We start from the raw sequence: 223 nt of genomic DNA on the forward strand, positions 1-223 counted from the left end.
TGGGTGTTGGCTTCTGGTGATACGGATAAAGATATCGCTGAAGCGAAAAAGATGATCGAAGCTAAGCGTCATAACTTCTTTAAATTAAAAATTGGTTCTCGTGCTGTAGAAGCAGATGTTGAGCATGTTCTCACCATCAAAAAAGCGTTAGGTGCTGATATTTCTATCCGTGTCGATGTGAACCGTGCTTGGTCTGAGTTAGAAGCGATCAAAGGTATTCAGC

1 protein-coding gene is annotated in these 223 nt (G+C 41.7%); it reads left to right on the plus strand.

The features are described from left to right. The coding region (locus AC1M9K_RS14665) for an enolase C-terminal domain-like protein (protein WP_481589661.1) at window positions 1-223 on the plus strand (223 nt) is incomplete at both ends.

This window comes from Acinetobacter sp. 24-47-67 (assembly GCF_056779735.1).